Source organism: uncultured Thiothrix sp. (assembly GCF_937876535.1).
Taxonomy (GTDB): Bacteria; Pseudomonadota; Gammaproteobacteria; order Thiotrichales; family Thiotrichaceae; genus Thiolinea.
Genome location: NZ_CALFHZ010000016.1, coordinates 1 through 20,205 on the forward strand (window position 1 = coordinate 1; position 20,205 = coordinate 20,205).

General features: G+C 46.0%; 16 protein-coding genes. 7 read left to right on the forward strand and 9 right to left on the reverse strand.

Features of this window, described 5'->3' with window-relative positions:
* The 3 genes from Q0230_RS08570 to hemW all read left to right on the forward strand — a co-directional run.
* Positions 1–836: OmpA family protein (locus Q0230_RS08570; protein ID WP_298609503.1), on the forward strand; the 836-nt coding region annotated here is incomplete at its 5' end.
* Positions 837–838: 2 nt separating this feature from the next.
* Complete coding sequence (rsmA, locus tag Q0230_RS08575) at positions 839–1,624, forward strand: 16S rRNA (adenine(1518)-N(6)/adenine(1519)-N(6))-dimethyltransferase RsmA (protein WP_298609505.1); 786 nt, start codon at positions 839–841, stop codon at positions 1,622–1,624.
* 1 nt (position 1,625) lies between these two features.
* Positions 1,626–2,765 (forward strand): radical SAM family heme chaperone HemW, encoded by a 1,140-nt coding sequence (gene hemW / locus Q0230_RS08580; protein ID WP_298609506.1) that lies wholly within the window; start codon positions 1,626–1,628, stop codon positions 2,763–2,765.
* On the opposite strand, the gene Q0230_RS08585 is transcribed toward hemW, so the two are convergent.
* Positions 2,762–3,490: a phosphatase PAP2 family protein gene (locus Q0230_RS08585; protein WP_298609507.1), complete on the reverse strand. Its 729-nt coding sequence runs from the start codon at positions 3,488–3,490 to the stop codon at positions 2,762–2,764. The genes hemW and Q0230_RS08585 overlap by 4 nt on opposite strands.
* Positions 3,490–4,938 (reverse strand): glycosyltransferase family 39 protein, encoded by a 1,449-nt coding sequence (locus Q0230_RS08590; protein ID WP_298609508.1) that lies wholly within the window; start codon positions 4,936–4,938, stop codon positions 3,490–3,492. The genes Q0230_RS08585 and Q0230_RS08590 overlap by 1 nt, the downstream gene beginning before the upstream one ends.
* Positions 4,939–5,146: 208 nt before the next feature.
* On the opposite strand from Q0230_RS08590, the gene Q0230_RS08595 reads away from it, so the two are divergent.
* The 4 genes from Q0230_RS08595 (at position 5,147) to Q0230_RS08610 (ending at position 9,296) form a co-directional block, all read left to right on the forward strand.
* Positions 5,147–5,698, forward strand: coding sequence for a DUF937 domain-containing protein (locus Q0230_RS08595; protein ID WP_298609509.1), 552 nt, complete (start codon positions 5,147–5,149; stop codon positions 5,696–5,698).
* 72 nt (positions 5,699–5,770) lie between these two features.
* Positions 5,771–6,622 carry a crotonase/enoyl-CoA hydratase family protein gene (locus tag Q0230_RS08600; RefSeq protein ID WP_298609510.1) on the forward strand — a complete coding sequence of 284 codons (852 nt, stop codon included), beginning with the start codon at positions 5,771–5,773 and terminating at the stop codon, positions 6,620–6,622.
* Positions 6,623–6,624: 2 nt separating this feature from the next.
* Positions 6,625–7,230 carry a MarC family protein gene (locus Q0230_RS08605; RefSeq protein WP_298609511.1) on the forward strand — a complete coding sequence of 202 codons (606 nt, stop codon included), beginning with the start codon at positions 6,625–6,627 and terminating at the stop codon, positions 7,228–7,230.
* A 38-nt stretch (positions 7,231–7,268) separates the two neighbouring features.
* Positions 7,269–9,296 (forward strand): FAD-dependent oxidoreductase, encoded by a 2,028-nt coding sequence (locus Q0230_RS08610; RefSeq protein ID WP_298609512.1) that lies wholly within the window; start codon positions 7,269–7,271, stop codon positions 9,294–9,296.
* Positions 9,297–9,338: 42 nt separating this feature from the next.
* Here Q0230_RS08610 and Q0230_RS08615 read toward each other — a convergent pair whose 3' ends face one another.
* The 7 genes from Q0230_RS08615 to Q0230_RS08645 form a co-directional block, all read right to left on the reverse strand.
* Positions 9,339–13,220 carry a DUF3683 domain-containing protein gene (locus tag Q0230_RS08615; RefSeq protein ID WP_298609513.1) on the reverse strand — a complete coding sequence of 1,294 codons (3,882 nt, stop codon included), beginning with the start codon at positions 13,218–13,220 and terminating at the stop codon, positions 9,339–9,341.
* 394 nt (positions 13,221–13,614) lie between these two features.
* Complete coding sequence (gene cysN / locus Q0230_RS08620; protein WP_298609514.1) at positions 13,615–14,892, reverse strand: sulfate adenylyltransferase subunit CysN; 1,278 nt, start codon at positions 14,890–14,892, stop codon at positions 13,615–13,617.
* Positions 14,893–15,819 (reverse strand): sulfate adenylyltransferase subunit CysD, encoded by a 927-nt coding sequence (gene cysD, locus Q0230_RS08625; protein ID WP_367274129.1) that lies wholly within the window; start codon positions 15,817–15,819, stop codon positions 14,893–14,895.
* A 200-nt stretch (positions 15,820–16,019) separates the two neighbouring features.
* A complete protein-coding gene (locus tag Q0230_RS08630; RefSeq protein ID WP_298609516.1) occupies positions 16,020–16,943 on the reverse strand; it encodes a ribonuclease Z in 924 nt (307 codons plus the stop codon).
* A 13-nt stretch (positions 16,944–16,956) separates the two neighbouring features.
* Entirely contained in the window at positions 16,957–17,514 is a 558-nt protein-coding gene (locus Q0230_RS08635) for an HD domain-containing protein (protein ID WP_298609517.1), read from the reverse strand.
* 18 nt (positions 17,515–17,532) lie between these two features.
* Entirely contained in the window at positions 17,533–18,840 is a 1,308-nt protein-coding gene (locus Q0230_RS08640) for an FAD-binding oxidoreductase (protein WP_298609518.1), read from the reverse strand.
* A complete protein-coding gene (locus Q0230_RS08645) occupies positions 18,840–20,204 on the reverse strand; it encodes an aspartate aminotransferase family protein (RefSeq protein WP_298609519.1) in 1,365 nt (454 codons plus the stop codon). The genes Q0230_RS08640 and Q0230_RS08645 overlap by 1 nt, the downstream gene beginning before the upstream one ends.
* Position 20,205 lies beyond the last annotated feature (1 nt).

Sequence of the window (20,205 nt, forward strand, 5' to 3'; positions counted from 1 at the left end):
CTGAAGCGGGCAAAACCGTTGATGCGACCGGCTGCGAACTCGACACAGACAAAGACGGTGTAGTCGATAGTGCCGATAAATGCGCGAATACGACCGAAGGTACCAAAGTCGATGAAACAGGCTGTGAACTCGACACAGACAAAGACGGTGTAGTCGATAGCGCGGATAAATGTCCTACCACTGAAGCGGGTAAAACCGTTGATGCGACCGGGTGCGAACCGGATGCGGATAAAGATGGTGTGATCGATAGCGCAGATAAATGCGCGAATACCGCTGAAGGTGTCAAAGTCGATGAAACCGGTTGTGAATTAGATACTGATAAAGATGGTGTGGTCGATAGCGCAGACAAATGTCCCACTACCACAGCAGGGACTAAAGTCGATGCCACCGGTTGTGATGCTATCGCCGATGAGGATAAAGACGGTGTAGCGGATGACAGTGATCTTTGTGCCAACACAGCAACCGGTACTAGTGTTAACCAAGTCGGTTGTTCCAAAACTGAAAACATTAACTTGCAAGGTGTTAATTTTGAGAAAGGCTCTGATCAGTTAACGGCTGATTCCTTACCAATTTTGGATGAGGCTGCAGCCACTCTTAAAAAATACCCTGAGTTAAAAATTGAAGTGGGCGGCCATACTGACTCTAGTGGTGACAATACCCTAAACAAAAACCTCTCACAAAAACGGGCTGAGGCTGTTAGAAAATATCTGACTGATAAAGGTGTCACTGCGAACTTAACCGCTGTTGGTTATGGCGAAGACAAGCCCATTGCTGATAATGAGACTAATGAAGGCCGCGCTAAAAATCGCCGTGTTGAGCTGAAGATTCAGGAATAACTTTGAATTCTTACGAACAACAGGCTAAAAAACGCTTCGGTCAGCATTTTCTGCATGACCGTGGCGTGATTGAGCGTATGCTCCGTGCATTAAATTTAAGCCCTAAAGATCGAGTCGTGGAAATCGGCCCCGGTCCTGGGGCTTTAACTTTTCCCTTACTTGAACGGTTGCCTCAACTTGATGTGGTTGAGATTGACCGCGATGTGATTGCATGGTGGCAACAACAGCCCCAAGCTCAAGGAAAACTAACCATTCATGCTTTAGATGCTTTAAAACTAGATGTGCAAAGTCTACGTGGTGACAGTGAGCCTCTAAGAATTGTAGGCAATCTACCTTATAATATTTCTACGCCTTTGCTTTTCCACTTGCTTGAGCAAGGCAGCCACATTCGCGACATGCTGTTTATGTTGCAAAAAGAAGTGGTCGACCGGATTACGGCAGCCCCTGATAGCAATGATTATGGGCGCTTATCAGTGATGATTCAGTATTTCTGTGAAACCTCTTATTTAATGAAAGTGGGACCCGGTGCTTTTAATCCACCACCGAAAGTTGACTCCGCTGTGGTGTATTTGAAACCTTGGATTAATCTGCCGTATCCAGCCAAGCACTTACCAAGCTTTTCACACCTAGTCGCTCAAGCGTTTGCCCAACGCCGCAAAACTCTGCGTAATACTCTCAAAGGTTTAATTACTGCTGAGCAGATGGAAAGTTTAGGTATTGATCCGACGCGACGCGCTGAAACTTTAGCCGTGAAAGATTTCGTCAATTTAGCGAATCTGCTTTCCTAAAATGGCTTTCATTCCTCTCTCACTTTATATCCATGTCCCTTGGTGTATTCGCAAATGCTCATATTGCGATTTTAACTCGCACCATGCGCCAGCGAATTTACCTGAGCAGCCATACATACAAGCACTTTTGGCAGATTTGAGCCAAGAACTGCCGCATATTTGGGGACGGCGCTTAGAATCAATTTTTATTGGCGGTGGTACACCCAGCTTATTCAGTGCTGACAGCATGGATGAATTACTGGCTGGAATTCGCGCTCTGATTCCCTTCCGCCCCAATATTGAGGTCACTTTAGAAGCCAATCCTGGTACTTTTGAGCAGGAAAAATTTAAAGGCTTTCGCGAAGCAGGGATTAATCGTTTATCCGTCGGTATTCAAAGCTTTAACCCTCAACATTTGCAAGCTCTGGGGCGAGTACACAATCAGGCCGAAGCTTTAAAGGCTGCCGATGTGGCACGCTATGCCGGTTTTGATAATTTCAATTTAGATTTAATGTTTGGCTTGCCCAAGCAAACCTTAGAAGAGGCCGTGGCTGATTTACAGCAAGCGCTTGAGTTACAGCCAACTCATTTGTCGTGGTATCAACTCACCCTCGAACCTAATACTTTGTTTTATAAGCATCCGCCCGTGTTACCGGATGATGATTTATTGGTGGATATGCAATATGCAGGGCAAGAAGTGCTGCAACAAGCAGGTTTTGAGCAATACGAAGTATCCGCTTATACCAAACAGCAACCCTGTCGGCACAATTTAAATTATTGGGAGTTTGGCGATTATGTAGGGATTGGTGCTGGGGCGCACGGGAAAATTACTGATCCGTTTGGGCAAGTCACTCGTCATCAAAAATACCGCCAGCCTGCGCAATACTTGCAACAAGTAGCCCAAGGACAGGCGCGTAGCGAAACTCAAGTTCTCAAGCCAGACGACTTGAAATTTGAATTTATGCTCAATGCTTTGCGCTTAAAAGCAGGCTTTAGTTTAGAATTATTTACTGAACGTACTGGTTTAAGCCTTGAAACTTTGCAAGCACCTTTAGCCTTGGCTGAGGCAAAAGGCTGGCTGACCATTCAAGATCAACAAGTACAAACCACTCAACTAGGCTGGCAATTTCTTAATACCGTCATTGAATTATTCTTAGATTAAAGCGGTTTTTTTAAGACCTCTTCTAAAGCTCGTTCGCGCCGAGGCATCTTCATCAAGGGGTAGTAAACCGCCCAAGCCACTAAAGCCATCATCCAACCCGACCAGATGACATCCGACAAGTAATGCGCACCCGCTGACATCCGCGCCAAGCCAATGGCATAACCGAATAATAAACCGAAACCTAAGCCCCACCCTGCCCAATCAGGCCGCTCACGCCGCCAGATAAACCAGAGGGCTAAAAACGCAAAGCCTACTGAGCTGTGCCCACTTGGAAAGGAGCGACCTTCGCTATTGAGTACCAACTGTCCAGGTGGAACATAAGTAGCCTCACCACCGAAATCCTGAGTCTGTACTGGCCGTGGACGCCCCCAATGATCTTTGAAAATCGCATTGACGACTAAACCAGAGCCTAACATAAACACTATGACAAAATAGGCCATACGCAGACGCATGCGCTTATAAGCTAGGGTTTTTGGTCGCCAAAAAATCACCACTACACCTACCAACAAAATCAACACCGAAATAACTGGGATACTGGAATAAAACAAAGCTTGATAGAGGCCATGACAATCCAAAACCCAACCTTGGGGACTACAGCTAGGATGGTAAAAAAAATTAGAAATATAAAAATCCAAGCGCCATTGCGGAATCCAAAACGGTAGTGTAGTGAGCATGGCAAGCCCCACCCAAAGCAACAACTTCCAAAGTATTTTTTTGTTGTCCATTAGGGAGTTAATCCTTTGAAACTCTGCAGGTGATACACAGCATAGCTTAATGAATAATCGGGATGAATGCGCAACTTTAACTCCCCAACTTGTTCAATAGACTGGAAATACGCGGGCATATTGGTGGGCAATTGAGCAGAGGTCACAAATAAAAAATCCTGCCCCTCGTGTCCATCTAAGCGAGTCACCAGATCATAGTGATGGCGAAGTTTACGTGCAGGATTCCAGCTCAGTATTTTCAAACCAGCCGGACGGGTGTAATAAGCTAACTCGCTCAAAATGCCGCGCTCTTCGGCTAAAGGTAAAGCTTGCGGGTACTGAGCTTGTAGCCTCAAATATTGTTGCCCTAGTTCATCCCAGCCTCGCAAGCGCTTATAAATATCATTCTTAGCAGTTAGCTCAATACCGAGCCAGTGCGCCAAGTGTTGATAATGATACAGCCCCAAAACCAAGCTTAAGTTGATGATTAAACCTGTAATGAATAAACGAGTATGCTGCCAAGTGACTAACCAAGCGGCCAATAAACTCGTTGCTGCTACATAAGTGGGGGCTGCCCAATTTGCATTGGCCGTCCCTAACAAGGCTTGGAGGGAAATAATCCCTAGGAAAGGCAAACTAAAACAAAGCAATAAAGCCGAATGAGGCAGTTGCTTTAAACGGTTGAAATTAACGAACAGCAGAAGCAACAACGGGAAAAATACCAAACCAAACACTCCAAGCTGCCCGAGTAAAAACTCAGCGAACGAATTCCAATGCAAGCCAGCCTGCTCAAGCTGAGAAATTTCAGCAGTGTGTTGGAAAGTAGGAAAATGGTTTTGCCAATTCCACCATAAATTCGGTGCAAAAATGCTTGCCGCCAGCACAACCGCTATCCAAGCACGCGCCTTAATTAAGAAATCCCAGCGCCCAATTACAATCAGATATAAAGCAGCGGAGAGGAAGAAAATCCCCATTGTGTATTTGGTCAATAAACCCAAACCTAAAGCCACACCCAGCAAAATCCAATCCAGCCAAGCATCCGTTTCAAGCACACGCACAAAGGCAAACAGCGCCAAAGTCCAGAAGAAAAATAAGGCCACATCGGTAGAAATCAGGAGTGAAGATAAACCCACCGCTGGCAAAGTGATAAAAATTACACCTGCAATAAAAGCTATTTTTTCAGCAAATAAACGGCGCGTGAGAAAGAAGAGCACGAAAGTCGATAGTGGATAAAAGATTAAACTCCCCGCACGCACGCACGGCTCGCTATCCCCACAGACTGAAGTCGTGGCTGCAATAATCGCTGCAATCATGGGTGGTTTGGAATAATAGCCCCACGCTAGATTTTGTGCCCAAAACCAATATTGTGCTTCGTCCACATACAGCGGTAAGCCATTCGTCAGCACGACCCACGCACGATAGGCCGTTAGCCCCAAGACAATCAGTAGTAAATACAGGAAATAGCGCACTGCTTAGCCCTAATCTAGCCCACAACAAAGGCAGGAAGTTTAACATTGATCAGGAAAAGGCGGGTATGGCGTTGTGGAAAACTCGCAGGATTGCCAGCATGCGTTACAATGTAAGAATGAGTAGCGTGCTAGCGCAAGCTTAGCTTTCACTCTATAGTGAAGCACGTATTAGCGTGCTAGTTTCGAATTTATTAGAGGAGGATTCTTCTTGGGTATTTTAGATATGCTGCTCGGCAGCCAAAACAGTGATGCCATTACTCAATTAGCCAAACAGCTTGGCGTTAGTGAAGAGCAAGCGCGTGCCGTTGTCAAAGAAGTGACTCCCGCACTGACTCGCGGCATGCAACATAACACCAAAGATGAAAGTGGTGTAGAAGGCTTAATCAATGCCTTACGTACCGGCAATCATTCGCGTTATATGGAAAATCCATCAGTTCTCGGTACACAAGAAAATATCGACGATGGCAACTCAATCCTCGGCCATATTTTTGGCAGCAAAGAAGTCAGTCGCAATGTGGCTGAGCATGCTAGCCAAGAAACGGGGGTTGCTAGCTCCCTGATTAAAAAGGCTTTACCGATTGTTGCCACGATGGTGATGGCCTCTTTAGGCAAATCCTTATTTAGCGGTACTGCTTCAGCCAGCACCGGCACTCAGCAACAACCGAGTGGTGGCATTTTAACTTCATTGTTAGATTCCGACCGGGATGGTTCGATCATTGATGATGTCTTAGGTATGGCCTTCAAAATGGCTTTCCGTTAAGAATAATAATGTTATAGCCTCTCTTCCTCGCTGAAGAGAGGTTTTTCTGCATCCCAGTTAAGGTCATCCGTTATGGCTTACAGCAGCATCCAACTCGAATTTAATAACAAAATTGCCCACCTAATTCTTAATCGCCCTGCTGCTCTGAACAGCATGAATCGTGCTTTCTGGCAGGAGCTACCCGCAGCCCTTCGCGAAGTCGATCAAGCCGACGATATTCGTGTTTTAGTCATATCCTCGACAGGTAAACATTTCAGTGCAGGCATGGATTTAGAAATCTTTAGCCAACCTGATCCACGTATGTTTGGTGGTGAAGGTAGTCGGCGCGCTGAATTCATGCGCCGCTTAGTTTTAGAGCTGCAAGCTTGCTTTTCGGCTTTAGAAAATTTGCGCATGCCGGTGCTAGCTGCGATTCAAGGTGGCTGTATTGGAGGAGCGTTAGATTTAGTTTGTGCTTGTGATAGTCGTTATTGCACCACGGATGCTTTTTTTACCATTAAAGAAACCGAGTTAGGCATTACTGCCGACTTAGGTACTTTACAACGCTTGCCGAAATGGATTAGCCCCGGTTTAGTCCGCGAACTTGCTTACACCTCACGCAATTTGCTGGCGGATGAAGCTAAAGCTTGTGGTTTGGTAAATAAAGTCTTCCCTGAGCAAGCCACGATGCTGAGCGCAGTGATGGAGATTGCTAACCAGATTGCCGCACACTCCCCCTTAGCGGTTGCTGGTAGCAAAGCCATGCTCAATTACGCCCGCGATCATAGTGTGGCAGACAGCTTAAATTATATGGCGACTTGGCAAGCAGGTATGTTCCAAGCGACTGACCTCATGGAGAGTATGCAGGCTAAGCAAACTAAACGTGCGACTCATTACGCACCACTGCATAACACTGCACCGATTATGACTAAAAGCTCCAACTAAATATGGATTTTGCGACTTATTTAACTGCCTTTACCGGCCTATTTGTCATTATTGACCCTATTGGCGCGGCGCTAATTTTTAATTCACTAGTACCAGCTAATGACCCGCGCTATGGCAATACTATGGCGATCAAAGCAACTATTATTAGTGCTATTTTATTAGTTGGCTTTGGGCTTTATGGCGAACCTTTATTGCATCATCTCGGTATTAATATTAATTCAGTGCGAATTGCAGGTGGCTTACTGCTCTTTTACAGTGCTTTTGGCATGATCACACAAGGCGCGGAAACGACTACTCCCAATACACAAAAAACCGATATTTCGGTTTATCCCTTGTCCATTCCTTTAATTGCTGGCCCCGGTGCGCTGACTTTAGTCATTCTGCTGTTTGCTAAAGCCCCGAGCGTAGCGAGTGATTTAGCAGTTTTTGCGGCTATTATTAGTGTGTTATTACTGAATATGATCTTGATGATGCTCTCGAAGCATTTACAGCGCATTATCGGGCATACCGGCGATGAGATTTTGCGACGCTTTTTAGGTGTAATTTTAGCTGCCTTAGCCGTACAGTTTGTCTATGATGGGATTAAAAATTTAAGCGCTAATTTATAAAGTCTGCCCATGAATTGAACGAGGAGCATGGAGTTTTTATGGCACAGTCAGCACATCCGCACTATCCCCACTTATTCACTCCCTTAGATTTAGGTTTCACCACCTTAAAAAATCGCGTTCTGATGGGTTCTATGCATCTGGGTTTGGAAGAGTTACCCGATGGCTTTGAGCGTATGGCAGCTTTTTATGCTGAACGTGCACGAGCCAATGTGGCTTTAATGGTGACCGGTGGGATTGGCCCTAATCCTGAGGGTGCGATTCAAGCGCATGCAGCGGTATTAAACAAACCGGAGCAAGTAGCGCAGCATCAAATTATTACCCAAGCTGTGCATAACGAAGGCAGCAAGATTTGTCTGCAAATTCTGCATACAGGTCGCTATGCCTATAACCCAAAACTCGTTGCACCTTCGGCTATTCAAGCACCGATTAATCGTTTTGTCCCGCATGAATTGACCGGTGCTGAAATTGAGCAGCAAATTCAGGACTTTGTGAATTGTGCCGCACTCGCTCAGCAAGCGGATTACGATGGTGTAGAAATCATGGGTTCCGAAGGTTATTTCCTGAATGAATTCATTGCCAAACGCACTAATCACCGCAGTGATGAATGGGGTGGTGCTTATAAGAATCGTATTCGCTTTCCTATCGAAGTGGTACGACGAGTACGTGAAAAGGTTGGCACTCATTTTATTATTATCTTCCGTCTCTCCATGCTGGATTTAGTCGAGCAAGGCAGCACCCTAGAAGAAATCATCCAATTAGGCCAAGCGGTTGAGCAAGCGGGCGCGACAATCATTAATACTGGCATTGGTTGGCATGAGGCACGGATTCCTACGATTGCCACTAAAGTGCCGCGTGCGGCCTTCACTTGGGCGACGCATAAAGTTCGCCAATCGCTTAAGATTCCAGTCATCACCTCCAATCGCATCAATATGCCAGCAGTAGCAGAAGCAGTGCTAATGCGCGGTGATGCCGATATGGTATCGATGGCGCGCCCTTTCTTGGCTGATCCTGAATTTATGCTCAAAGCGGATCAGGGGCGCAGTACTGACATAAATACTTGTATCGCCTGCAACCAAGCTTGCTTAGATCATATCTTCGTAGGCAAACCTGCGACTTGTTTAGTCAATCCACGAGCCTGTAATGAACAAGACTTAGTGATTAGCTCCACTCAACAACCGAAAAAACTCGCAGTAGTCGGTGCAGGCCCTGCAGGTTTAGCTTTTGCAGTCACCGCCGCTCAACGCGGCCACCAAGTCACTTTATATGATGCTAATACAGAGATTGGTGGGCAATTTAATCTCGCTAAACAAATACCAGGTAAGGAAGAATTCAATGAAACCTTACGTTATTTTAAACATCAGCTTGAAAAGCATGGTGTAAGCTTACGCTTAGGTCAGTTAGTCACACCTGCTGAGTTAGAAGCCACCGATGCGGAGGAAATTATTCTTGCCACTGGTATCAATCCACGTGTGCCTACTATTCCGGGCATTGAACACCCGAAAGTCCTGCTCTACACCGAGGTGATTAAAGGCGCTAAAGTCGGTCAAAAAGTTGCACTGATTGGTGCAGGTGGGATTGGTTTTGATGTCGCTGAACTACTCACGCATGATCAAGACGATAGTAGCTCCAACATCCCAAGTTTCATGGAGAAATGGGGCGTGGATATGAGTATGCAGCTACCCGGCTGTGTGCATGCCGAGCTAGAACCGACACCCAGCGAACGTACTATTTATTTACTTCAGCGTAAAACGACCAAAGTCGGTGATGGCTTAGGAAAAACCACCGGCTGGATTCATCGTGCTGATCTGAAACGTAAAGGCGTGCATATGTTATCTGGCTGTGATTATCAGCAGATTGACGATCAAGGCTTGCATCTAAGCATTAATGGTCAACCGCAAGTGTTAGCAGTGGATACCATTGTGATTTGTGCAGGTCAAGAGCCGCGTCGAGAACTTCAGGCTGAACTGACTAAACCAACACATTTGATTGGGGGTGCTGATGTCGCGGCTGAATTGGATGCGAAACGAGCGATTGATCAAGGAGTGCGGTTAGCTGCCACTATCTGATACAGATAGAGAAGCGGCTTTAATAAGCCGCTTTTCAGAGGATTACAGTAGAACCTTCTCAATCCCACCATGAGTAGCACGCTCAATAAAAGCCTGCTGCCATTTTTCACCCAGTAGATGATTCGCCATTTCTACGACGATATAGTCAGTTTCTAAACCAGTATCATCCGCATAGCGTGACAAGCCTTGCTGACAGGCTGGGCACGAGGTGAGTAATTTCACATTACCATTCTTAGCCGTAGTTTCGCCGGTGAGTTCTTTAATCCCAGCCCGTAAGCTTTCTTCTTTACGGAAGCGTAATTGGCTGGCAATATCGGGGCGACTGACTGCAAAAGTACCCGCCTCACCACAGCAACGCTCAGTCAGAACAACCGGCTTCCCCACCAACTCACTCGCTACTTTAATTGGCGCATAAGTCTTCATCGGGGTATGGCAAGGATCGTGATAAAGATATTGCACCCCTTTCACACCTTCCAGTTTTAAGCCTTTTTCCAGCAAATACTCATGAATATCGAGTAAACGACAGCCAGGGAAAATACGCTCAAATTGATATTTGAGGAGTTGATCCATACATGTGCCACAGGACACAATCACTGTTTTAATATTCAGGTACTTCAAAGCCCCTGCAACTCGATGGAAGAGCACACGGTTTTCGGTAGAAATTTCAGTACCTTTATGTAAATCACCGCTCGCATTTTGCGGATAGCCACAACACAAATAACCGGGCGGCAATACCGTTGTTGACCCCACATCATACAGCATAGCTAAAGTGGCTAAACCCACTTGACTAAATAAACGCTCAGAACCACAGCCTGGAAAGTAGAACACTGCATCGCCATTTTCTTTCTGCGGATCACGCAAAATAGGAATAATCTTACTATCTTCCAAGCCCAACATGGCACGAGTTGTTTTCGTGGGTAGACCAGCAGGCAAAGGCTTTTTCACAAACTGAATCACCTGCTCTTTAATCGCGGGTGAACCAGTAGTTCCTGCTGGGCGCTTGCTGTTTTTCACCAGACCTGTATTTTTCGCAACTTTATAAGCAACACGCTGTGCTTTAAAACCCAGCTCAATCATGCCCGTGCGCATTAGGTTGATTTTCATGGGATCTTTCAGGTTCAAGAACTGCATAGATGCCCAAGTCACTGGACTAGTTTTCTTTTTGCCCTGATCACGCAGAATGCTACGCATGCGAATACTGACTTCACCGAAATCGATATTCACTGGGCAAGGATTAAAGCATTTATGGCATACCGTGCAGTGATCCGCGACATCATTCATTTCATCAAAATGACGAATGGAGATACCGCGCCGAGTTTGTTCCTCATACAAAAAGGCTTCAATCATTAAACCCGTTGCGAGAATTTTATTGCGCGGCGAATACAGCAGATTAGCACGTGGAATATGCGTATTACACACGGGCTTACATTTACCGCAACGTAAGCAGTCTTTAATATCCTTATTGAGCGCACCCAATTCATTATGCTCTAACAAGAGCGCTTCACGTTCGACTAAGCGTAAAGAAGGCGTATAAGCATTCTGCAAACCAGAACCCGGCATCAATTTGCCTTTATTGAAATGGCCTTGCGGATCAACTTGTTGCTTATAGCTTGCAAATTCTTCTACTTCGCGCTTATCTAAATACTGGTATTTGGTAATACCGATCCCATGCTCGCCGGAAATAACCCCATCTAAGCGCCGCGCTAGCACCATAATTTCGTCCACGACTTTTTCTGCTTCATGCAGCATTTCATAGTCGTTGGACATGACAGGAATATTCGTATGCACATTGCCATCGCCTGCATGCATATGCAGAGCCACGAATAAACGACCTGAGCGGTAGCGGCTATGAATCTTATCTAAAGTTTCTCGAAGTGGATTTAATTCACGCCCGACAAACATTTCCTTTAAGGAGCGCTCGACTTCGGTACGATAAGAAATCCGCAAATCCCGGCGTAATAAGAGATCAATAATCCGATCCGTCGGACGCAAAGCAGTACGTGCTGTGTCGTCGAGTAATTCAGGAAACCCCTCTGCAGGCTGGTCAAAATTCGCTAATAAGCACTCCCAGCGGGCTTTAACTTTTAGCAAATACTCTTGAGCATGAACACGCTTAGCATCCACCATCGCAGAGCGTTCAGCACTGGCCTCATAATCCGGAACATTGCGCAATTCGAGCAAGTCACCTTGTAGATAAGCAAGGACTGCATCCAGCATTTTCAGCTTATTTTGCATAGACTGACGCACATTAATGCGCTCGATGCCTTCGGTATATTCAGCTAAATTATGTAGCGGAATAACGACGTCTTCGTTAATTTTGAAGGCGTTGGTGTGCGCGGCAATCGCTGCAGTCCGTGAGCGATCTGCCCAGAATTGGCGACGTGCCTCAGGGCTAATCGCAATAAACCCTTCTGCATTACGTGCATTCGCTAAGCGCACCATTTCAGCCGCAGTACGTGCGACCGCAGTTTCGTCATCACTGACAATATCCGCCAACAACACCATTTTCGGCAGACTACCACGTGCACCTTTTGGAGTGTATTTAACCGCTTTAACATAACGCTCGTCGAGGTGCTCTAAACCAGATAGCAGCACATTATCAAGGCTATCTAGATAGTTTTTAATTTCAACAATAGCGGGTACTGCTTCATGCAAATCCGTACCATAAAATTCTAAGCACACAGTACGAATCTGATCTGGCATCCGATGCAGGATGAACTCAGCGGAGGTGATCAGGCCATCACAGCCTTCTTTTTGAATACCTGGCAAGCCACCTAAAAACTTATTGGTGACATCTTTACCCAAGCCTTCTTTGCGGAAATAGCGTCCAGGGAAACTTAAAAGCTTAGGCTCACCCTTTTTAGTTTTGCCATCGTGTGCAAAATACTGAACCGAGAAGCTGACTTCAGCTTGGTCGTGAATTTTGCCGAGATTATGCTTAAGCCGAGTGACCTCTAACCATTCTGCATCCGGCGTAACCATTCTCCAAGCAAGTAGATTATCCAGGGTCGTCCCCCAGAGTACAGCTTTCTTGCCGCCCGCATTCATAGCGATATTGCCGCCAATGGTGGAGGCATCTTGTGAGGTCGGGTCGACTGCAAAGACTAATTTATGTTTACCGGCTAAATCCGAAACGCGACGGGTGACCACACCTGCCCCTGTGCGCACGACAGGTACTGTACCCTCGACACCCGGTAAATTAGTGCGCAACTCAACTTCGCCCAAGAATTCTAATTTCTCAGTATTGATCACTGCACTGCGCGCATCTAAAGGCACTGCACCACCGGTATAACCTGTGCCACCTCCGCGCGGAATAACCGTTAGCCCCAATTCAATGCTAGCTTGGACTAGAGCAGCCATTTCCTCTTCAGTATCGGGGGTTAGTACTACGAAAGGCAGCTCAACCCGCCAGTCTGTTGCATCTGTGACATGCGAAACCCGCGCTAAACCATCAAATTGGATATTGTCTTTACGGGTAAAAGCAGCAAATTTCTTACGGGCTTTATCACGCAACAGCGCATGCTGAGCAAATTCTTTTGCAAAATCATCAATAACTTTGCTAGTGATCTGCATCAGCTCTAAAGTTAGCGCATTATTATTAGCTCGGCTTTGAATCCGCTCTAAACGTTCACGCAGGGTTTCTAGCAAAGAATCGAAACGCTTAGGATTGTCTAACAGATCATCTTGAATATAGGGATTGCGGTTAACCACCCACAAATCGCCTAGCATTTCCAAGAGCATATGCGAGGAAATACCTGTGGCCCGCTCATTTCTTAACTGCTTGAGAATATCAAAAGCACGCTGACCTAACAGGCGCAAAACGATTTCCCGGTCAGAAAAAGAAGTATAATTGTAAGGAATCTCACGAACCGGCGCTCTATCTTGCGGCGCGGTCAATGACTGAGCAGGTACTGGAGCGGTCATAGCATCCACCAATAGAAAAAGAAAGCGAGTTTAACGCGATGCAACATCGAAAAAAACCATAGATTTATTGTAAGCACTTAGTCATTCAAGCTTGAACAACTCTTCTGCAAACTAAAAATAACACGGGCGCTTTTCAGCTACCTATTAAGACTGACAGATGTCAGTTCTTTTACCTGGGATCAGGAGTTGCGTCTAGATATTATTAATTAATCTTATTTAAAAATAAGAAATCTATTGAGATAACGCTTAAGATTTTACAGCCCTTATTCTGATTATTTTCTTATGATGCTTAACTAAAGCAGCTCAGAGGCTTGTTTGCTTATAAAGCAAAACCCTATCCTAAAAAAATCGCCACCCTAAGGTGACGACTATCTAAACATTAAAAGCAGCTTAACTAAGCTGCTAGCTTCGTAATCATCCCCGCTCCGACCGTATTATTAGTACTTTCATCAATAATAATAAAAGCACCTGTACCACGATTAGCAGTATATGGATCAGTCAATAAGGGCTGAGCCAATTTGAAGCTGACTTGCGCAATATCATTCATCTGCAAGCGCTCAGCTGCTTGACGCTCTAAGGTATTAATATCCACCCGCCATTCAATCGCAGCGACTTTCGCTTTGGTTTCGCGCGTGGTGTGACGAATCAGATAAGTACGCGCACGATCTAAAGGTGCTTCAGCTAGCCAGCAAACGGTGGCATCGACCTGCTTAGTTTGGGTAGGCAGTGCATCCGTTTTCACGATCATATCGCCACGCGAAATATCAATTTCATCGGTCAGCAATAAGGTAATGGATTGCTCAGTGATTGCCTCACGCAATGGCTCGCCACCTAACTCAATCGCTTTTACAAGGCTGGTGCGACCTGAAGGAAGTACTGTCACTGCATCGCCCACTTTAATGCTGCCTGATTCAACCCGTCCCATGAAACCACGATAGTCGTGTAATTCTGGGTTGGTCGAATCTTGCGGACGGCAAACATACTGCACAGGGAAACGGAAGGGCTCATCGTGCTCGGTATGAGCAGCGGGAGCAGACTCCAAAATCTCCATCAACGTATCGCCATCGTACCAAGATAGATTCTCGCCACGATCCACTACCATATCGCCTTTCAGTGCAGATAATGGGATAAAGCGTACATCTTGAATGCCTAATTGCTCAGCAAAGGCTAAATACTCCGCTTTAATTTCCTCAAATCTGGCTTGGCTATAATCCACCAAGTCCATCTTATTGATCGCCACTAATAAATGCGGAATTCCCACCAGGTGTGCTAAATAAGAATGCCGCCGGGTTTGTGGCTGTACACCTTTTCGCGCATCAATCAGAATAATCGCCAGATTCGCTGTCGAAGCAGCCGTCACCATATTACGGGTGTACTGCTCATGCCCCGGTGCATCGGCAATAATGAATTTGCGTGTCCCCGTTGAGAAATAGCGGTAAGCCACATCAATCGTAATCCCCTGCTCACGTTCAGCTTGTAAGCCATCGGTCAACAGTGATAAATCCACATCTTGCATCCCGCGTTTGAGCGAAGTCTTTTCAATCGCACTCAAGGTATCCGCAAGGATCGCTTTAGAATCAAATAATAAGCGACCAATTAAGGTACTTTTACCATCATCCACGCTGCCGCAAGTTAAGAAACGCAGCAAGCCGTGATCTTCAATCAATTGCATTTAGAAGTACCCCTCTTTCTTGCGTTGTTCCATGGCAGCTTCACTGGCTTGGTCATCTAAACGGGTAGCACCGCGCTCAGTGATGGTGGTCGTAGCCGTTTCAGCAATAATCTTTTCGACGCTATCGGCATCCGATTCAACCGGTGCAGTACAAGTAATATCACCAACCGTCCGGAAACGTACTTGTAGATCAATAATATCTTCCCCTGCTTTCGCTGGAGTCAACTCAGTCACAGGCACAATCGAACCTTGGCGACGCACGATGGGGCGTTGATGCGCAAAATAAATGCTGGGTAACTCCAAACCTTCACGTTGGATGTATTGCCATACATCTAATTCAGTCCAGTTAGAGATTGGGAAAGCACGAATATTTTCACCTTTGTGAGCGCGTGCATTGTATAGATCCCATAACTCTGGGCGTTGATTTTTTGGATCCCACTGACCAAACTCATCACGGAAGCTCATAATCCGTTCTTTAGCACGCGCTTTTTCTTCATCGCGTCGTGCACCGCCGATGCAAGCATCAAAACCGAACTCTTCAATCGCTTCTAATAAAGTCACCGATTGATGTTTATTGCGTGATTCATTTTCATGCTTGAGCACCACCGTGCCACGCTTCATGGAATCTTCCACCGAACGCACGATTAAGCGTTCACCTAACTCAGCAGCACGCTTGTCCCGAAAATCCGTCACTTCTTTATAGTTGTGACCCGTATCAATATGCATCAAAGGGAAAGGGAAACGCCCTGGGCGAAATGCTTTCTCTGCAATCCGCAACATGCAGATTGAATCTTTACCACCGGAGAACAACAGAACAGGGTTAGAACATTGTCCCGCGACCTCACGCATAATATGAATTGCCTCTGCTTCTAACCAATCGAGGTGCGGTAAGGTTTTTAATTGTGTCTGTTGTCGATTGAACAGCATCATGCTAATCCTTCAAAACTTCTGAATGCGGTCTAGTATCCGCGATCTTTTAAAGCGAAAAAAGTGATATATTCCGATATGAAAATCTCTAAAGAAGATATTCATAAGACTGGCTATAGCCTACTCCTTTTCCTATTTTGTTGCTATGCACAATAAACTAAGCGGCTCGTAGGCTTAAGCTGATTTTTAGATATGCTAAGCTAAACCACTACCTGACGCGGACGTGTTAGATCAAGACTATCGCCATCTTTAACTGCAACCACCTCAGGGAAAATGGGCTGGGCTTCACCCACAAAATTACCTTGATCAGCATAACGCTGGGAAAAATGCGTAAGGATTAAACGCTTAGCCTGTGCTTCTTGAGCAATCCTAGCTGCTTGAGCTGCAGTTAAATGTCCATGCGCTTGCGCTTCAGCGGTATGTACATTTAAGAAGGTTGATTCTGCAACTAAAGTATCGACTTCCTGCGCTAATTTCACTGCATTAGCGCAATACCGCGTATCCATCACAAAAGCAAAACTTTGCCCAGGCTTCAGCACACTGACATCAGCTAGGCTCACGAGTTGATCACCGATACTGATTTGCCCTTCAGCTAATAGTTGCTTAGTTAAAGCACCGCGAATCCCAAAAGCCTGTAACTTATCAGCTAACAAAGTGTGCGTATCCACATCTTGAATCCGGTAGCCCCAAGATTCCACCGTATGATCCAAGGGAGCAGCCGAAATAGTGAGTTGCTCATTCTGATAGATAATCCCAGCCTCAGCGATGGGGCAGATTTCAATCGTCGCTGTATTGTAGTAAATCGAAGCATGTTGCAGATTATTGAAATACTGCAAACCCGAAGCTGGAAAATAAACCTTAACTGGATGTGGCACCTTATCCAAGGAAATGCGCTGCAAGACGCCCGGCAAACCTAAACAATGATCACCATGAAAATGGGTAATCAGAATTTTGGTAATATCTTTTGCAGAGACACCCGCATACAACATTTGCCGCTGTGTACCCTCGCCCGGATCAAACAAGAAACCTTCCTTGCCCCACTTTAAAAAATAACCATTATGATTACGTGTTTTGGTCGGCACCTGACTCGCCGTACCCAAAGCAAAAAATTGATGTTGTGACATGCTTGGTTATTCTTTATAAATACTGAGCGTAATCCGCAATTTTCTGTTGCAAGCGCGCCGCTAATAAAGCATGTGCACTATGCAAATGATCATAAATCACTTGCGCCTCAGCCCGATAAGCGAGTTTACGTTCACTCGTCCAGTGCGCGGGTGGAGCTGATAAATTATTAATCCGATCCGCTAATTTTACCGCCCAGACTTCTTTTGGTTGTTGTTGAATACGCTTGAGTGAATCCAGCATTTGCTCGGTGCGTGGCAGGTCTGGATTTTTACTTAGTGCAGCAACACCATCCGTAATCTGGGTTCCAAATTCAGCGGCCAGCTCAGAATAAGTACGGGGGGTATCTTCAAGCACATCATGCAATAAAGCACATTGCAGGGCGTAATCAAAATCTAAACCCTGCTGATCTGTGGCTAAACCGTGCATCAGCTCCATCGCAACCGCACCGACATGCGTCAGATAATCTAAACGTAATACTGCACTAGGAGTTGAATAAGTTTGACCGTGATGCGCAATAGACGCATATTCCCAAGCCTTCACAAAGACTTCTTGTGACCATAATGCTGGCATTAGTTTAATTCCTTAAAGTTATAATTTGTCTCTAAGTGAATAATACAACATTGCAGTCACTAATAAGGGCCAACGTAATAAAGTACCACCGGGGAAAGGCCAGTTCGGTAATTTTGCCATCACTTCAAAACGCTCAGCCGTGCCTGCCACCACTTCAGCTAATAACTTACCGGCTAAAGTGGCTAAGGCCACTCCATGCCCTGAATAGCCGCTCACTGAAAACACATTCGGCTGTAAGCGGGTGAAATAAGGTAGGCGATTTGCTGTAACTGCCAGCGTACCACCCCAAGCATAATCTAGCTTAGTTTCGGTTAATTGCGGAAACACTGAAAGCATACGTGGGCGAACTAAAGCCCGAATATCCTTTGGAAACTGAAAACTATAACTCTCACCACCGCCAAACAACAAACGATTATCCGCACTCAAGCGGAAATAATTCACCACAAAGGCTGAATCAGCCACCGCATAACGATTAGGAATTAAATCTTGGACTTGAGCCACGCTTAAAGGCTCAGTAGCAACAATATAATTATTAATCGGCATCACCCGCGCAGCGACTTTAGGCTCTAAATTATCTAAATAGCCATTGCAGGCCAGAATTAGATAATTAGCCGTAACGGTACCTTGCTCGGTCTTAACCTCAACTTGTGAGCCATTGCTATAACTCAAAACTGGCGAACGTTCATAAATTGTCACCCCTGCTTGCTGCACAGCTTGTGCTAGACCCAAGGCATAATTGAGAGGATGTAAATGTGCAGCACCTAAGTTCAGTACGCCCCCGTAATACAATGGTGAATGCAGCTCCTGTTGAAGCGCAGCTTGATCTAAGAACTGAATCGCTTGATAGTCATAATCACGCTGTAGTTTTTCTGCAAACTCACGGCTGCCTTTCACAAAGCGTTGGCGATGATCCGCATGAATAATCCCAGCTTGTAGATCACATTGAATCTTATGCTGATGAATTAAATCTTTGCACAATTGCACCGCCTCTAAGGATAAATCCCAGAGTGCTTTGGCTTGGATTTTACCAAACATGGATTCCAGCTCAGCTTGGTCTTTATTTAAGCCAGTGCCTACTTGCCCGCCATTACGCCCAGATGCACCCCAACCGACTCGATGCGCCTCTAAGAGCACTACTTTATAACCCGCTTCAGCTAAGTGCAGTGCAGCGGATAAACCTGTATAGCCACCACCAACAATACAAACATCGGCAGTCACTTTATCGGTTAGTGAAGAAAACTCAGGGAGGAAATGAGCAGTCGCGGCGTACCAAGAAGCCGGGTATTGCCCCGGCTGATCATTGGCGTAAAGAGAACCCGATGGCATTAACTTAACAGACCTTTATCCTTCGCTTGAGCATAAGTTTGATCTAAAGTACGGGTCGCCTTTTCAATCAGCTCATCAACTTCAGACTCACTAATCACCAGCGGTGGTGAGATAATCATGGTATCGCCCACATGGCGCATGACTAAGCCATTATTAAAGCTATTCTCGCGACACATTAAACCGACCGTGCCTTTCTCAACTTTGAAAGGGGCACGCTTGGCTTTGTCTGGAGTCAACTCAATACCACCGACCAAACCCACCATGCGCGCCTCACCAATCAGCGGATGCTCAGCTAATTTTAGCCAGCGTTCCTGCATATAAGGGCCAATCGCAGATTTAACCCGACCCGGCAAATTCTCACGCTCTAAAATATTCAACGTAGCCAAAGCGGCTGCACAAGCAGCGGGATGTCCTGAATAGGTATAACCATGATAGAACTCACCGTGATTTGCCACTACATCAAACACACGGTCACTGACCAATACCCCACCCATAGGTAAGTAGCCAGCAGTTAAACCTTTAGCAATGGTCATTAAATCTGGTTTGATACCATAATAGGTAGAGCCAAACCATTCACCGGTACGTCCAAAGCCAGTAATCACTTCATCCGCAATCAAGAGAATGTCGTATTTGCGGCAAATGCGCTCAATCTCTGGCCAATAGCTAGCCGGAGGAATCACGACACCGCCAGCGCCCTGAATCGGCTCACCAATGAAAGCCGCGACTTTATCAGCACCAACTTCTAAGATCTTCGCTTCCAATTCACGTGCACGTTGCAGCCCGAACTCATTCGGATCGAGATCGCCACCCTCGCCATACCAGTAAGGCTGGTTAATATGCACAATCCCCGGAATCGGTAAGCCGCCCTGCTCATGCACCACACTAAAGCCGCCTAAACTCGCACCCGCTACGGTTGAACCGTGATAAGCATTCTTGCGTGAGATAATCACACTACGTTCTTTCTGGCCTTGTGCTGCCCAAAAATGCCGTACCATCCGTAAAATCGTATCATTCGCATCCGAGCCAGAACCGGTGAAAAACACATGATTCATTTGCTCAGGTGCCAAACTCGTTAAACGTGCTGCTAGTTCGATGACAGGCGGGTGGCTGGTTTGGAAAAAGGTGTTGTAGTAGGGGAGTTCACGCATTTGCGTGGCGACGGCTTGGACGATTTCCTCGCGCCCGTAGCCGACCCCGACACACCATAAACCTGCCATGCCATCAAGAATGCGATTGCCTTGGCTGTCATAAATATAAACGCCTTCCGCGCGTGTAATGATCCGCGCCCCTTTTTGATTCAAATGCGCGGTATCAGTGAATGGGTGAATATGATGAGCTGCATCTTGTGCTTGATAATTTGTCATT

Excerpts from the sequence above, each read along its gene's own strand:
- hemW (WP_298609506.1), top strand. The coding sequence starts at position 1,626 with ATGGCTTTCATTCCTCTCTCACTTTATATCCATGTCCCTTGGTGTATT.
- Q0230_RS08585 (WP_298609507.1), bottom strand. The coding sequence starts at position 3,490 with ATGGACAACAAAAAAATACTTTGGAAGTTGTTGCTTTGGGTGGGGCTT.
- Q0230_RS08600 (WP_298609510.1), top strand. The coding sequence starts at position 5,771 with ATGGCTTACAGCAGCATCCAACTCGAATTTAATAACAAAATTGCCCAC.
- Q0230_RS08605 (WP_298609511.1), top strand. The coding sequence starts at position 6,625 with ATGGATTTTGCGACTTATTTAACTGCCTTTACCGGCCTATTTGTCATT.
- Q0230_RS08610 (WP_298609512.1), top strand. The coding sequence starts at position 7,269 with ATGGCACAGTCAGCACATCCGCACTATCCCCACTTATTCACTCCCTTA.
- Q0230_RS08615 (WP_298609513.1), bottom strand. The coding sequence starts at position 13,220 with ATGACCGCTCCAGTACCTGCTCAGTCATTGACCGCGCCGCAAGATAGA.
- cysN (WP_298609514.1), bottom strand. The coding sequence starts at position 14,892 with ATGCAATTGATTGAAGATCACGGCTTGCTGCGTTTCTTAACTTGCGGC.
- cysD (WP_367274129.1), bottom strand. The coding sequence starts at position 15,819 with ATGCTGTTCAATCGACAACAGACACAATTAAAAACCTTACCGCACCTC.
- Q0230_RS08630 (WP_298609516.1), bottom strand. The coding sequence starts at position 16,943 with ATGTCACAACATCAATTTTTTGCTTTGGGTACGGCGAGTCAGGTGCCG.
- Q0230_RS08635 (WP_298609517.1), bottom strand. The coding sequence starts at position 17,514 with ATGCCAGCATTATGGTCACAAGAAGTCTTTGTGAAGGCTTGGGAATAT.
- Q0230_RS08640 (WP_298609518.1), bottom strand. The coding sequence starts at position 18,840 with ATGCCATCGGGTTCTCTTTACGCCAATGATCAGCCGGGGCAATACCCG.
- Q0230_RS08645 (WP_298609519.1), bottom strand. The coding sequence starts at position 20,204 with ATGACAAATTATCAAGCACAAGATGCAGCTCATCATATTCACCCATTC.